General features: G+C 51.9%; 8 protein-coding genes. 6 read left to right on the top strand and 2 right to left on the bottom strand.

Annotation, left to right across the window (positions count from 1 at the left end; all coding sequences use genetic code 11):
- Positions 1 to 2063, top strand: a 2063-nt coding sequence (locus E0F26_RS12490; protein ID WP_279241992.1) for a hypothetical protein, incomplete at its 5' end; no start/stop codon positions are given.
- 32 nt (positions 2064 to 2095) lie between these two features.
- Positions 2096 to 2416, top strand: coding sequence for a hypothetical protein (locus E0F26_RS12485; RefSeq protein ID WP_279241991.1), 321 nt, complete (start codon positions 2096 to 2098; stop codon positions 2414 to 2416).
- A gap of 6 nt (positions 2417 to 2422) precedes the next feature.
- Here the strand turns inward: E0F26_RS12485 and E0F26_RS12480 are convergent, their stop codons facing one another.
- A complete protein-coding gene (locus E0F26_RS12480) occupies positions 2423 to 4360 on the bottom strand; it encodes a bifunctional diguanylate cyclase/phosphodiesterase (protein WP_279241990.1) in 1938 nt (645 codons plus the stop codon).
- 14 nt (positions 4361 to 4374) lie between these two features.
- Positions 4375 to 5085, bottom strand: a complete 711-nt coding sequence (locus E0F26_RS12475; RefSeq protein ID WP_279241989.1) for a transglutaminase-like cysteine peptidase — start codon at positions 5083 to 5085, stop codon at positions 4375 to 4377.
- A 112-nt stretch (positions 5086 to 5197) separates the two neighbouring features.
- Here E0F26_RS12475 and E0F26_RS12470 point away from each other — a divergent pair, with 112 nt between their 5' ends.
- The 4 genes from E0F26_RS12470 (at position 5198) to E0F26_RS12455 (ending at position 12206) form a co-directional block, all read left to right on the top strand.
- Positions 5198 to 6622 (top strand): TolC family protein, encoded by a 1425-nt coding sequence (locus tag E0F26_RS12470; protein WP_279241988.1) that lies wholly within the window; start codon positions 5198 to 5200, stop codon positions 6620 to 6622.
- Between the two features lie 84 nt (positions 6623 to 6706).
- Positions 6707 to 8455, top strand: coding sequence for an ATP-binding protein (locus E0F26_RS12465; protein WP_279241987.1), 1749 nt, complete (start codon positions 6707 to 6709; stop codon positions 8453 to 8455).
- A gap of 2 nt (positions 8456 to 8457) precedes the next feature.
- Positions 8458 to 11130, top strand: coding sequence for a sensor histidine kinase (locus E0F26_RS12460; RefSeq protein ID WP_279241986.1), 2673 nt, complete (start codon positions 8458 to 8460; stop codon positions 11128 to 11130).
- Positions 11127 to 12206 carry an HD domain-containing phosphohydrolase gene (locus tag E0F26_RS12455; protein ID WP_279241985.1) on the top strand — a complete coding sequence of 360 codons (1080 nt, stop codon included), beginning with the start codon at positions 11127 to 11129 and terminating at the stop codon, positions 12204 to 12206. The genes E0F26_RS12460 and E0F26_RS12455 overlap by 4 nt, the downstream gene beginning before the upstream one ends.

The following is a 12206-nucleotide window of genomic DNA, read 5'->3' as shown; positions in this document are numbered from 1 at the left end:
AGCCGGAACCTGAACCCGAACCCGAACCCGAGCCGGAACCCGAGCCCGAGCCAGAGCCGGAACCCGAGCCCGAACCCGAGCCTGAACCGGAGCCAGAACCAGAGCCAGAACCAGAGCCTGAGCCTGAGCCTGAACCGGAGCCCGAGCCCGAGCCCGAGCCCGAGCCTGAACCGGAACCCGAACCTGAGCCAGAGCCAGAGCCCGAGCCGGAACCAGAACCTGAACCGGAGCCCGAGCCAGAACCTGAGCCGGAGCCTGAACCTGAGCCGGAACCTGAGCCTGAGCCTGAACCGGAGCCCGAGCCCGAGCCCGAGCCAGAACCGGAGCCTGAGCCTGAACCTGAGCCTGAACCTGAACCGGAGCCGGAACCTGAGCCTGAGCCTGAGCCTGAGCCGGAGCCTGAACCGGAACCCGAGCCAGAGCCAGAGCCTGAACCGGAGCCCGAACCTGAGCCCGAGCCCGAGCCCGAGCCCGAGCCCGAACCTGAGCCTGAACCGGAGCCCGAACCGGAGCCGGAGCCGGAGCCGGAGCCGGAGCCGGAGCCGGAGCCCGAGCCAGAGCCCGAGCCGGAACCTGAGCCGGAGCCCGAGCCCGAGCCAGAGCCCGAGCCGGAGCCTGAACCTGAACCTGAACCGGAGCCTGAGCCTGAGCCAGAGCCCGAGCCGGAACCAGAACCTGAACCGGAGCCCGAGCCGGAGCCCGAGCCAGAGCCCGAGCCCGAGCCGGAGCCTGAACCTGAACCTGAACCTGAACCTGAACCTGAACCGGAGCCTGAGCCTGAGCCTGAGCCGGAACCGGAGCCTGAACCTGAACCTGAGCCCGAGCCTGATTCAGATGATGACGATGATGATCAGCCCGATTCGGATGATGACGATGATGATCAGCCCGATTCGGATGATGACGATGATGATCAGCCCGATTCGGATGATGACGAGGATGATCAGCCCGATTCGGATGATGACGACGATGACCAGCCGGATTCGGATGATGACGATGATGATCAGCCCGATTCGGATGATGACGACGATGACCAGCCGGATTCAGATGATGACGACGATGATCAGCCCGATTCAGATGATGACGACGACGATCAGCCCGATTCAGATGATGACGATGATGATCAGCCCGATTCGGATGACGACGACGACGATCAGCCCGATTCAGATGATGATTCTGAGGATTCTAACGGCAGCTTGTTAACCGAGAAGATCGATCATGTTGTATTCCTGGCGACTGATGGAGACGGTAATGAGTTAATCATCAAGGTCGATAAATGGGAGGGAAGCGAGTTAGATCCATCGGTACCAGAAGCACTGTACGCAACGCTGGAGGCGTACCTGTTGGAGGAGTACGGTACTGACGTCACAATCACTGAGTACGCGATTGCCTCTGGTTCATATAAAGATGGTTCTGGCGGAATTTTCTTAAGTGATGGCTCGCTCGTGGATCAAGGGCAAATTGACGAGTTCTGGTTTGGAGACGCGTGGACTGACAAGAAGGGTGGCGAGTTCGATAAAAAGGAAGTCGACTTTGATCTCGATTTTGATGATTTACCCGAAGTTGATTCTTTGCAGGGGAAAAATGAACTCCCAATTGACGGCGAAGAGGGCTACGAGCAAACGGATGAAAGTGTCGAAGGGGAACGCGTTGATGATGAAGGTCACAATGATGATGTAGCGCCTCTCGAGCGAGAGTTGGAATCTAATCATTTTGTAGATGAGCAGGACCGATCAGATTCGATGGCTGACATCGTTGTCGATAATATAAGTCTTAATTACGCCGATACAGATGATGCTAATTATGAAATGTTCGGTGACGCTCCCCTGCTCCTACTGAATCCAGGCGATGAAGAGTTAGAAACCGTAAATGCACCCGATGAAGCAGGTTCGGTTGAGATTGGAGACCTGATATCAGACGAGGATGATTTACAAGGATTGCTCAGTGATGGGGAGGGTGACCCATCCAGTTTCGAGGTCCGGAATTCAGATTTAGATTCCATCACCTTGGACGAGGGTCTGAAGCTTGAGCTCGATGATGGTGATAGCAGTGATTCCCTGGATTAAGGCTCAAGACTGCGTTTTTTGGAGATGAAGGAATGATCTACGTTAAGCGAGGTGCAACAGGACGTGTAATAGCGGTCAGTCAAGAGCCTATGGATGGCTATGAAAAGGCAGATGAGGGTGCCGCAAGTGAAATTAACGAGGTTTTAGCTTCCGCCACCGATAATTTATTTCAGAACTCGGACCTCGAATTTATCCGTGTCTTAGATGACGTGATTGATTTGTTAATCTCTAAGAACCTCATAATGTTTACCGAGCTCCCCGAGGTGGTGCAGGAAAAGTACACGCAACGTACCCAGATGCGAGAGCGACGTCGGGAATCGTTAAACCTATTAGAGGATGAAGAAATTCTCTGAAGGCGTTCAGTGGATAGCTGTTCCCGAGGCGCCTCTGACACCCATGTCATATGCGGCGTCACGGTCCTCTAGCTTGCTGACGCCCTCGACAATACAGTCGATTCCTAAGGATTTAGCGACACCACTGAGGCTAGTCACGACCGCCTTATTTCCCTCGTTTGACCTTAAGTCTTGGGTATAAAGCGAATCTATTTTTAAATATGAGGGACCCAACTCGCCGAGCGAGGCAATGATTTCAGGTCTGTATCCCATATGTTCGATACCGAGCTCGCAACCATAAGGTTTCAATACAGTCATTAACCGCTCAAATGAGGGTTGTGCACTGACAATAGCGGTCTCCGAGATTTCAATACCAAACCGAGCCACTTCCTCCGACATAGTTTCTAACTTTTCGGCAAGCCACAACGAAAACTCAGCCCCTTTTAGGCTATCTGCCGAGAGATTTACATGCAGTCGCTGTTTGTGTGATGGCAAGGTCTTCAACGCCTCGGAGACAACGGCGCGGTCAAAGATTTGACCTAATCCCAGTCGGAACACCCAAGGCATAAAATCACCCGCATTAAATTCTTTTTTGTCTACGCTTAGACGAGCCATACCCTCAAGATGGAGTATGGACTCGTCTTTCCTGAGCACTGGGAACCACGCCAAACTTAACCCGCCGTCCTGCAATGCGTTAGCTAGGTTGTCCTGCCAAAATTTCTGATTCGCTCGGGTAGGATCGACTTGCGCGAAGCGCTGAGCTGGAACAATTGGCACTCCTGCCTGTAGCTCCGATTGTGCAAGCGCTCTATCCATTGACGACAGTAATTCACCGGTGTTGTCGCCTAATTCGTAGTCAATACACGTGGCCGCAACGGTATACCGGCTGTCGATATTGTGCGTCACTAAGACTCCCTTGACCCTGCGTTGCATCGCATCCGCTAGGTTTTTGGCATTTCTTTCATTCGTCGCTACGGCACAGATATCGGCTCCATTGAGCCTACCTACTGAGCAATAGCTGCCATAGCATTGATCTTCAGAAAGTTGATTAAGCGCATCCCCCACGTCTCGGAGCAGGTTGTCAATTAGGTCACGACCGTAATCTCGATTCATTTCGGAGAGGTTTAATAGACGTATCAGCGCAACAGAACCAATAGATTGCTCATTTTCACGACTCAGGAGCGTACTAAAGTGATCGATAAACGTTTCGCGATTGAGTAAACCAGTGACCTCATCAACGTCATGCGATGCTTTTTTCTCGCTCAGCAGCGCTGCCTCATTCGACAGCATGGTCTGAATGCGTTCTGACAGCTCGTTCATAGATCGCGCGACATCCGCAAACTCAGTGGTCTGTGGAATCGCAATTTTGGTGAAGCGCCGCTCACCAATGCCCTTTGCTTGAACTACAACTTCGCGTAGCGGGTCGAGTAATCTTTGCAGTGCCCAAAATCCAGTGATGCTTGCAGCCGCGAAAAGAGCGAGAACTCCCCAGAAGGTTTTAATCGCCAGAGTCCAAAGCTCATCATAGGCATTTGCTTCGTAGGGAATCCCAGTTAACTCCCAGGTAACCCAGTCCTGTTGAACCGGTTGTGTCACCGATTTCCCAGCGGAGGCGATATCAATCTCGATAGCATTTATGAACCAGCTTGGCGCTGTTGGGGGGGTGGGCGTATTGACTTGAATGCAGCGTTGAGCGCCGTTCTCATCAAGCAGCTCTATAGACCGAAACTCGAGCGTGTCGGGAATGCTGGCTAAGAGCGTGCATGATTGATCGAGGTCTGCGCCGCCACTCAGATCTAGCAGTGATAATGCTCTAGCGAGTGATCCCACTGAATTTTCAGCCTGTACGATAAGCCTGTCTTCAAAGCTCGATACGGTCCACTGACTGACAATGACGGTGGTGAACCCGAGTACCGCCACTAACAAAAGCAGCGTGTACCGCATTAGTCGACTAAACAATGACATTGTGTTCTCCTTCATTACAGCACTATCCCTTCTGTTTCTGACCGTGCAATCATTTGTCGCCATTGCGAGATCCTAGACGAGGGTGTTGCACTCGTTGAGGTCCTCGAACTGCCCAGCCACAGCTCTTCACTATTAAAACTAAATATGGGCTGTAGGTCCCTTCGTTGCGATGCGGGCAAAATTCTTGGATTCGCGTTGTCAAGAATTAGAGGGGTCGTATTTGGCCTCGGGTACCAAGCTAGAACCATGTGCGCTTGCGAGCGAGTATTTGTGACTTTGAGTTGCACGTACGTGAGTCTGAGTTGTTCAGCGGGAACGCCCAAGTGCCGTAGTGTTGCGTATTTGGCAATGGTAAAGTCCTCGCAATCGCCCGTCCCACGCCCAAGCGTTTCAGCTGGGGTCGCCCAGAAGTCTTCCGTGCCATAAATTTCAAGATCAGTCTTCCAGCGAACCCGCTGATTAAAAAATTGATTTACCGCCGCCAGTTGTTCTTGAACTGTGAGGCCGCCAAGCGCTGTTACATTCTCTTGCCACGCAACGCCCCGAGCCTGTGCTTGAGGGCCATATTGCGTTGAAAGAGTGGCCAAAATCGTTGCAAAGTCGAGTCTGCTTTCGTCGCTCAAAAGCGCGTTAGCGGCAATTGTGACAAGGACTAGGACCCCCCCACGACTAAACCTCACGGTGGTTTTAACCCATTTTGGGACGCGAGTCTCAGTTTGACCCATATGTGCCTCTAGCCTTACCTAGTAGTGCGCAATTTAGCCACGGTAACCATAGCGTCAGAGTAGGGCTCGGGCTACTATTTTATTCTCGTTTTCCAGCCTACTAAGGGTCTTTGTGCAAAACAAAAAACTCATCATCTCGCTTATGTTTTTTACTTTTTCGAGTGGAGCTTTTTCGGCCATTCAGACTTACGGGCAGGCTCTTGAACTTGCACTTGAAAACAATCCGGCGTTGGCGAGAACCTACTTCGACTTTGCGGCATCTCGTGAGCGAGTGGCGGTTGTTGAGGGGGAGCTAAAGCCATCGCTCGATGTTCAAGCCGTCAGGGGGCGGGAGGATCGCAGAACGCCCACTAGTGATTTTGGCATGTACAACAAGAGCGATGTGCGCTTTACGGCAACTCAACTGCTATTCGATGGATTCCAAACGTTAGATCGCGTGAAGGCCGCAGATTTTGAGGCCCGCCGTGATCTCCAAGGTCATATTCGTGCGTCAGAAAGCGCGGCGCTTGAGGTGACCAAAGCATATTTGTCGGTTGCGCTCTTTCAGCGGTTGAAGGACTTTGCGGACCAAAATTATTACGTGCATCGGCAGGTGGAGAGTCGCGTTTCTGATCGTGTAAGTGGGGGTGTGAGTGCTGGAGTTGACCTCGAACAGGTAACGGCGCGATTGGCCTTGGCGGAGTCTAACGTGTTGACTGAGGCCGCCAATCTACACGATACGAAAGCCGAGCTTCAGCGGTTGACGGGAGAGCGCGTTGCTAGCGACAGACTCCCGTTTCCGGTTCTCCCCCCTGAAATGATAGGTGGATCGAGGACTGAAGTGTTGCGCCGGGCGTTGGACAACAGCCCTCGCGTTCGGCAGTCGACTGAAGAGATGTTGGCAGTCAGTGCTGAGCGGGACGCGGCGAAAGGTCCCTTTTTCCCCCGTATAGATTTACGGTATCGCAATGAGCAGTCCACAAACCTGCAGGATGTGCGCGGCGACTTTGATACTGAAGCGATCGAGCTGGTTTTTAATTTCAATTTTTATCGGGGTGGGGCTGACGAAGCGCAACGCCGCGAGCGCAATCAACGTTACTACGCGGCGATGGAAGCGAGAAAGCAAGCCTGCTGGGATACGCGCCGAGAGGTATTGGTAGCTTACAATGACGCGCAGGTATTAGAGCGACAAATTGAGTTTCTCAGTGCTCAGTTAGCCTCACAGCGTCTCGCCCGTATTGCTTATGAAGACGAGTTTGATTTGGGAAGTCGAAGCCTGCTTGATTTGCTGGATAGCCAGAACGAGTTATTCGACACTCAGCGTGCCCTGATTCGTGCCGAAATAGGCCTTATTAGTGCCCGTGCCACAGCACTGGCAGAGGCGGGCTCGCTTCTCTCCGCGTTCGGCGTTTCTATGACACGTCCGGATGCTGCGGATTGGCAATGGGATCCCTCGTTGAGCGCTCCTTACGCGGAGTGCCCTAATGTCCCCACGGAGGGGGTAGATGTCGACTTTGAGGGAATCTATGACCGGTTGCACAATTCCTTGGGATCATAAATACACCTCGTTACTCAGGCATGTCTCCCATCAAGCGGGGAGACGTAAAGGGGTTTATGTTGGTCAGCGTCTGAGGAATCACTCATGAACTTGAAGTCTTTGTTTCTTAGAATTCTTTTGATCATGGGCGGCTTGTATTTGATAGCGACACTCGTCGTGATGTCCATCAATCTCAATTATTTTCAGGCGCAACAGAGGCTTGTTGAGGCGAGCGAGAAATTTATTCTCCTGTCACGCGACAAAGAAGAGCTTTCACAGATCCTCGCTCTTAATGAGCAGCTCCCTGATAGTCACCTCGATATCTTGTTAAAGCGTTCCTTGCCTCTAGATTGCTGCCAGTCCGAGTACGCCTTTTATCTTTCGGCTGTTTCTGCCGCCACAGAAATCGATCGCTCCGACCTGGTTGCTTTTCGGATATCAGAGTCGTGGGAGCAATTCTTGCGGGCGGCTGATCAGGCATTAGCGAATGCTTCCAACGAGGTGGATCAGCTTCGTGGTTTTCGTGACAGCGTCGTTCCAACCTCTGCCATTTCGCTCCTTATTCTTAGCCTGTTTTTGGCGTTTACTCTCATCAGTCGCCACTTGATATCGCCCCTAGAGTCCTTAACCGGCAACATAAGGCATTTGGTGAGGGGCGGTGAGCAAAAGCCTACGGAGTTTTCCGCAGCTGTTTCTGAGCTGAGATTTTTACAGGAAGCTTTTGAGTCAGTTGTTAACGAATATCGGGGAAGCTTGAGGAGTCGAGGGCAAAATGCGTCCGAGATGTCGAAGACCTCCGATGCTTTGGAAGCGCAATTTCAAAAGTTGGTCGAACTAGCGGAACGGCCAGCTTTTATTTTGGACGCGAGTGGCGCGATTCGGACGTGGAACAAGCGGATGGTAACGCTGACCGGTGTAGCAAGATCCCAGTCTAGTCGAACGATTTTTAGCGAAGTATATTTGGACGGCCGGTCTAAGATTAGTTTTGATGATGCGTTTCAAACAGCAAGGCGCGGCGGTAGGCCCGATGAGCTTCACTGTGAGCTTAGGTTAAAAGGGGGTCGGATAATCTCCTCGCAATTACAGTTAAGCCCTCAGATAGAGTCCATGCTGGGTGTTAACCGCGTATTGGTCATGGTTACGTCGGACACGTATGCCAGGTCCGTACCGAAGGGGAGCTTATCCGAGGGGCAGCTAACTGAAGACGGTGGCAATACGCCGTCCGGTACTGAATTACGCTTACTGACCGAGCTCTCCTCATCGCTTCATTGGCTCACTGCGTCGGCGGCTAAACCGGTTGAAACGGAGATTGCGCGTCAGCATGCGGCCCTGATGGCGAGCATCAAGTGGGTTGGATCTCGGGCCTACGAATCGGAAAACTCGGAGATTAATCTAACGGAATTAGTGTCGCACTTTGCCAGTGTTTTCGAGCCCAAATTGTTGGATTTAGACCTGAAGGTGGCGATAGAGGTGAGGCTTGCACAAGAGCCTGTGCTGACGACGGGTAACGCTGGCGGTTTACTGGTGGTGCTTGAGAAGCTTAGTGATAATGCATTGGAGGCAATACGGGAGAGTACACCCGCGTCAGCGCGTATCGCTATTAGTGCATCGTCAGATGAAGACGGTATTGCACGGATCAGTATCAAAGACAATGGTGGCGGTGCCCCTCGCGGGGACGACCGCTACCTTCTAGATCCGTTTTACACGACAAGGGCGGCGCAAGGTCACCATGGGCTGGGGTTAACCCATAGCAGAGACCTCATTAAACAAATGTCTGGCGACCTGACCGTGATTAACGACATTGAGAGGGGAGAGCTCGAAATAGTTATCGAGCTTCCTTTGTCCGGGGCATGAATATGAGCACGGCGAGAACAAGTGTCGTCGCAGTGCTATGCGTATTGACTGGCGCGGCAATTTTCCTAGCACTACCCCTGAAGTTGGGCTTTCTAGACTTGGGGATCTATCAATTACCTGCATTTTTATTGATCCGGTATGTCAGTGGGGTCCGACTCAGTCTCGTCGCTTCTCTGGGGCTTGTCTTAGTCTTCCTTGTGGGCGATTTGCCGATCGGAGTTTACGTGGAAGCGGCCAGCTTCATCGTTCTGGTTTTAGCGCTCGATAGCTTTGCGAATACGGGTAGAGCAGAGCATCGGTTAGTACTGGGGTTCTCCACTATTTTGCTCGCCTGCTTTCCGTTTTATACGTCAATGCTGGCATTTTTAAGGGAAGAGACTACGTTGCTCGCGGCCGCGCACGCAGCGACGTTTGTCTTTTCTACTGTTTTCTCCCTTGTCATTGCTGAGCTCATTTGGGCGTTATCTACCATCATATTTTCGGGTTATTTTCAGCGTATGGCGCGTCATGAAGTGGCTGATCGCGCCTCCATACGCTCATTAGGAACGGTGTTTATATCGGTCTTAGTTACCGTGATATTTTTTGTTTTTCTTCAAATCTGGTCAGGGCGTTGGGAGGCCGTGTTGACGACCACCACGCGAGATTTAGTAGACCAAACAGCTCAACGCCAGCTTAGTAATGAACTTCATCGGTCGGAGCTGGAAGTGCGCTCAGCGGGGAGTCGTTTCGGCGACCAGCCCGCTCCCTGGATGTATTTGGGTGAGCGATATATATTCCTCGGGATAGATGTGAAGGCTGAATCTAGTGCTATGGCGTCGCCTCGAGTCATAGGGAATGTAAGAGGCGCGGCCGCTGAACCCTTGATATCTCTGGTCGATAAGCACCTGGCAAAATTTGTTTATCGAGCGAGTATGGGTGCCGGTTTTGCTCGCCTGAAATCCCCTCTTTTTCTCGACTTTGGTGGTGAAAGTCTGCCGGTGTACTCGGACGTTTTAGGTGATCAAATACTCTTCGTTGTCGATACCGCAGCCCTGAGTGGCAACAGTTTTATTGAGACTCAGGTAGCGGATATTGGCATTAGAAAAGTCAGCGCGTCAGATTTGATGGAGGGTAATCTTGGTGTTGCGGCTACGCAAATTATTGATCCAAGCTGGATGGGCGGCATATTGTGGAATAGCGTGTCCACTAACGATGGCGCCCTATCGCGATTAGGCGCGCTCAACCGCGAAACCATGTTATCTGTGCCCCTATCACCGCAATTAGCCGCGCAGTTCGCGCAGCAATTACCAAGCAGCGAAGTGCTGGTCCTGGATCTCAAGGTTTGGCCTCGGCTACAGGTCTTCTTTAGAGCTACCATGACCATGGCGCTCTTTTTTACGCTGAGCCTCCTATTTACCTCAGTCCTGACTATGCGCTTGGTAGGTCGCCTGATAAAGCCAGTCAACCGTCTGCTTGAGGGTTTGGAGGAGCTCAAGATCATGCATGAGCGACTAGCAGAATCTCAAAGCCCCATCGAACCAATAGAGATTGAGTCAAAAGCGATCTCGTCCGAGCTCAATAGGCTTCAGGAGACGATTGTTTGGTTCTCTAAAGAGGTCGCGACGGCGGATCATCAGTTGCGATCAGCGGTCGTTGGTTACGAGGCGCTGTTGAGTTCACTGCCTCTTGGCGTGATGGAAATTGATGCGGATTACGGGCTACGTTTTCGAAATGAGGCGATGTCCTTAATAACGGGGGATAGCGCCGAGGCCTCCTTCAGACTTCGACAGCGTGCGGAATATTTATTCGAGCGAGGGGAAGTTATCGATGAGTATGCATTGGCGTTGGAGGGCCAGCCGCAGAAAAATCTCCTGCTCGCCATAACAAGCCGAAAAGACAACCAGGGTAGCGACTCAGGTTTCTGGTTGTTGGTTAACGACCTTACTAAACAAAAGGCGATGGACTCGCAGCTGCTCCAAACGGCCAAACTGGCAACACTTGGTGAAATGTCCACGGGTATGGCACACGAGTTAAATCAACCGCTCAATATTATAAAGCTTGCTGCAAATAACATGAGTAATAGCTTGGCAAAGGGCCGAGCGAGTAGCGAATCGATGATGAGTAGAATTCAACGAATCGACGCTGCTGTCGATCGAGCGGCCACCATTATTGATCACATGCGCGCTTTTGGTCGGGTGGCAGGTGAGGACTTCGCTCCTTTTGATGTGTCATCCTCCATCGCTGCTGCGTCAGACTTAGTCCGTGAGCCCATGGCGGCTAAGGGGATATTACTGTCCGCGGATATTGAGACCACGGCACGGGTTTTGGGGAATACGATTCAATTTGAGCAAGTATTAATCAACATGATTAACAATGCCCGAGACGCCATTCTCGCCAACGGGACGAGTGGCACCATAGTGATCGACCAGACGCTGGACGAAGGGCATGTGATCGTGGCAATTCAGGACAGTGGTGGTGGTATTCCTGCAGATGCGCTCCCGCATATATTTGAGCCTTTTTACACAACTAAGCCAGTCGGCAAAGGCACAGGCCTGGGGGGGTCGATCAGCTACGGGATTGTTCAGGATATGCAGGGTAATATCTGGGCTGAAAACGTCGGTGGTGGTGCTAAGATTTCCATTCGACTGCCGCTCGTTATGGGTGATGAAGAGCATGAGGTCGGGTCAAAAATATGAGCGCATTAAAGTTACTTGTTGTGGACGATGAGCCTGATATCCGGTGCGAGTTGCAGGATTTTGCTCAAGAGCTGGGATTTGAGTGCCTTTTGGCCGCTAACGGACAGGAAGCCCTCTCGGTGTTTAAGGAAGACCCCGACGTCCACATCATCTTGTCCGACTTGACGATGCCGGGAATGACTGGGCTTGAGTTGTTGGAGCGCATCGCCCGGGATAGTGATACTAAAAATCGTATCCGGCGATTCGTCTTTATGACAGGTAATGGCGACACACGAGCAGTTATTGAAGCGATGCGATTGGGCGCCTCTGAATTCATGCTCAAGCCCATGGATCTCGATCTTTTAGAGGATATTCTTATTGATTCTCGGGAGTACGTGGTTTCAGAGCGCTTTAAACTGCTCAACGAGCAAGCGCGAGAAGCGGAGCTGGCGGCTAACGCAGTTGAAATAAGCTCACTAAATCGCGATATAAAAAAGGCCTACTCTGAGTCCCTGGCCTGTCTCGCTAGAGCGGCCGAATACAAAGATCCTGAAACGGGCGCTCACATTCTGCGCATAGGTGCTTATGCAGCAAGTTTGGCCGCTGAGCTCGGTTGGAATAAGGAACAGTGCGATATGCTGAGGATGGCTGCGCCACTCCATGATGTGGGTAAAGTGGCAACGCCCGATGCCATTTTGCTGAAGAACGGACCTTTGACTGACGAGGAGTTTACGGTGATGCGGCAGCATCCCATATACGGGCATGAGGTTCTTTCAATGTCAGATTATCCTGTGATGGCGATGGCCGCACGCATCGCTCTGAATCACCACGAGCGTTGGAATGGAGGTGGATACCCCCGAGGTTTAACCGGTAATGAAATTCCGATTGAAGCCTCGATAACGTCGCTTGTCGATGTTTATGATGCGTTAAGATCAGAGCGGCCTTACAAAGCAGCTATGACCCATGAGCAAGCAATGCAGGTTATCCTAGAAGGGGATGGTCGAACGGCGCCAGAACATTTCAGGCCTGATGTCTTGAGAGCGTTTGAGCGCGCGGATAAAGCCATGGATCATATTTTCGAGACGATGAAAGATTGA

The organism is Candidatus Paraluminiphilus aquimaris, from assembly GCF_026230195.1.
Lineage (GTDB): Bacteria > Pseudomonadota > Gammaproteobacteria > Pseudomonadales > Halieaceae > Luminiphilus > Luminiphilus aquimaris.
This window is presented reverse-complemented; position numbering and strand designations above follow the sequence as displayed.

Bases quoted from the DNA above. Each gene is read 5' to 3' on its own strand.
- E0F26_RS12485 (WP_279241991.1), top strand. From the start codon at position 2,096: ATGATCTACGTTAAGCGAGGTGCAACAGGACGTGTAATAGCGGTCAGT.
- E0F26_RS12480 (WP_279241990.1), bottom strand. From the start codon at position 4,360: ATGTCATTGTTTAGTCGACTAATGCGGTACACGCTGCTTTTGTTAGTG.
- E0F26_RS12475 (WP_279241989.1), bottom strand. From the start codon at position 5,085: ATGGGTCAAACTGAGACTCGCGTCCCAAAATGGGTTAAAACCACCGTG.
- E0F26_RS12465 (WP_279241987.1), top strand. From the start codon at position 6,707: ATGAACTTGAAGTCTTTGTTTCTTAGAATTCTTTTGATCATGGGCGGC.
- E0F26_RS12460 (WP_279241986.1), top strand. From the start codon at position 8,458: ATGAGCACGGCGAGAACAAGTGTCGTCGCAGTGCTATGCGTATTGACT.
- E0F26_RS12455 (WP_279241985.1), top strand. From the start codon at position 11,127: ATGAGCGCATTAAAGTTACTTGTTGTGGACGATGAGCCTGATATCCGG.